Below are 2,781 nucleotides of genomic sequence, written 5' to 3'. Positions count from 1 at the left end.
TGAATTAATATGGTATTACCGTTAGCTACTCCATATTTTCTAAAGGTAAGATGGTTCCCTTTGCAGCAACATCCTTCCACCTTGACACCCCCTCTCTCCCATGTTAATTTAATCCCATGCCCGGACATCCATTTATCAGGTTCAGCACTTTTACCGCAATCGATTTCGAAACTGCAGATTACTATCGTGACAGCGCCTGTGCGGTTGCCGCGGTCCGCTATGAAAACGGTGTGCTTGCAGGCAAGTTTTCATCTTTGATACGCCCCCCTCGAAAAAACTTTGCGTTTTCATACCTGCACGGGATTACCTGGGAGGATGTGAAAAGTCAGCCTGAGTTTTCTACTGTCTGGCCGGAGATAGAAAAGCTGATCACAGGGGTAGATTTTATCGCTGCCCACAACGCCTCTTTTGACAGGTCGGTACTGCATACCTGCTGTGCCAATGCCGGTATACCAGTACCGAAAACCAGATTTCTTTGTACTGTCAACCTTGCAAGACATCGATGGAATATCTATCCTACCAAATTGCCCGATGTGTGCAGACATTTGAATATCCAACTGGATCATCATCAGGCATTCTCCGATGCCATCGCTTGTGCTGAAATTGTTTTAAGGATAAGGGATAATACCGTACCGCTGGAAGCTTTTATCTGAATAGGGTCAGGATTTATGAAAGAGGAGTGAGGGGTGGAAAGAAGAACCCGGATACGAACCGGATTTCTCTTTTAGTCCAGCCTGACAGAGATTTTTCACCCAGGGCCGCCTGACGGAATGGCAATACGGAGTATATTTTACTGGTTTGTAAATTCCACCAGTGTATCCAGCTTATCCTTCGCTGCTCCAGAATCGATCGACTCTTCCGCGAGCACGAAACCCTCATGAGGTGAATGCGCCAGCCCGGATGCAGCGATCGCAAAGGCGGCGTTCAGAAGAACAATATCCCTGGGCGGCCCTTTTTCTCCTGAGAGGACTGCTCTTATCATCTCGGCGTTTCTCTGAGGATCTCCTCCGGTAATATCCCCCAGAGCACTTCTTTTGATCTGAAAATCCTCGGGTTTTATGAAGTAGCTTCTTATGGTGCCGTTGTCAAGCTCAGAGATCCTTGTGTCAGCCGATATCGAGATCTCATCGAGAGAATCCATCCCGTGTACCACAAACCCCCTCTTTGATCCCATGTTTTTCAGCACCTCAGCCATGGTTTCAGTCAGGACAGGAGAGAAGACCCCCATAAGCTGACAGGGAGCCTCAGAGGGATTTGTCAATGGACCAAGCACGTTGAATATAGTCCTGATCCCTACCTCTTTACGCGGGGCTATGGCGTATTTCATCGCCTTGTGAAGAGCCGGGGCGAAAAGGAAACAGATCCCGGTTTTATCGAGACACTCTTTCATCATTTCCGGAGGGATAGAGATATTTACCCCCAGCGCCTCGAGCACATCGGCTGACCCGCATCTGCTTGACACCGAGCGATTGCCGTGTTTTGCGACTCTTGCCCCGGCGCCCGCGGAAACCAGTGCCGCGGCGGTAGAGATATTGAATGTGTTGGAACTGTCACCGCCTGTACCGCAGGTATCGATAAGGAATTCTCTGTTATCGGGTATGATACTTGTGGCTTTAAGACGCATCACAGTGGCAGCTCCCGTGATCTCATCCGGAGTCTCTCCTTTCATCCGCAGTGCAACGATAAATGCCGCGATCTGGGAGTCGGTGGCATTTCCGCTCATTATTTCAGAAAAAACTTCGACCGCCTGCTCTCTGGAGAGACTGTTTCCGGCTACAACTGTTTTAATTGCTTCCTGAATAACCATAATTCCCGCTTCCCTGAGATTTTTCCTTTGGTTTTCCGGTGGATAAGATACCGGGAGTTTATGTTTAGTAGTAAAAATAGTTATGGACGTTGTGGGAGAGTACGACATTGCGACCACACTACCACACGACATTCTGACATCTCGACATTACGACAATAGGAGGGTATGGGGGTAGGAAAAGAAAGGGGAAGGGGGATTGTCTCGTTTGTCATTTCGGCGAGTCTGCGATGAGAAGTCTGAAAAAACACAAAGGAAAAGGCGACGACCCTTAGTATTTGTACAAACCTTTGAAACGAAACTTTATCTCAAACGACCTTAGTATCTATCTTAAAACCTTAGTAGCAAGCAGAAAAACTAATGACCATAACCTTATTACCTTATTAAGAAATAGGAGTGTACGACAGAACGATCACACGCGGGATAGTTTCGAGGGGACGACAGTACGACATCACGACAATACAAGGGTACGCATCCAATCCACATGTAGCTTTCAACTCTGGCTTATTCTTCCGAGAAAAGAATGAAAAGTATTCGATTCCGATTCCGATACCGATACCGATTTTAAGAACAGGCATCGGTGCCCTGGTTTAGGTAACCGGACATTACTGAACTGTTTCCGTATTTTATTGTTAACCGGATATATCAGGAAACTGAGGGGGGGCTGATGAGAGGGCTGTAATGTTCTTATTTCACCTCCGGGGTGAATTTATAACTTATTCAGGCCACATTTTAACAGCTAAATTCACTATTTTACCTCTGAGGTGAAACAACAACCCAGGAATATTGTTTCCTGCCAGTAAACACACATTTTCCCGCCCTGCACCGGCGTACATTCTTCCGAGAAAAGAATGAAAAGCATTCGATTCCGATTCCGATGCCGACCCCGATTTGAAGAACAGACATCGGTGCCCTGGTTTAGGTAAACCGAACATTACTGAACCTGTTTCCGTATTTTATTGTTAACCGGATATATC

At 46.8% G+C, this 2,781-nt stretch carries 2 protein-coding genes; one reads left to right on the top strand and one right to left on the bottom strand.

Annotation, left to right across the window (positions count from 1 at the left end; translation table 11 throughout):
- Nucleotides 1-116: 116 nt before the first annotated feature.
- The gene (locus GX089_02910) at nucleotides 117-653 is read left to right on the top strand and encodes a 3'-5' exonuclease (GenBank protein ID NLP01419.1); all 537 of its coding nucleotides are present in this window, start codon (nucleotides 117-119) and stop codon (nucleotides 651-653) included.
- Between the two features lie 137 nt (nucleotides 654-790).
- On the opposite strand, the gene trpD is transcribed toward GX089_02910, so the two are convergent.
- A complete protein-coding gene (gene trpD, locus GX089_02905; GenBank protein ID NLP01418.1) occupies nucleotides 791-1,807 on the bottom strand; it encodes an anthranilate phosphoribosyltransferase in 1,017 nt (338 codons plus the stop codon).
- Between the last annotated feature and the right edge of the window lie 974 nt (nucleotides 1,808-2,781).

Source organism: Fibrobacter sp., assembly GCA_012523595.1.
In the GTDB taxonomy this organism is placed as follows: domain Bacteria; phylum Fibrobacterota; class Chitinivibrionia; order Chitinivibrionales; family Chitinispirillaceae; genus JAAYIG01.
Note: the sequence above shows the minus strand (reverse complement) of the source record. Positions and strands in the feature narration are given on the sequence as shown.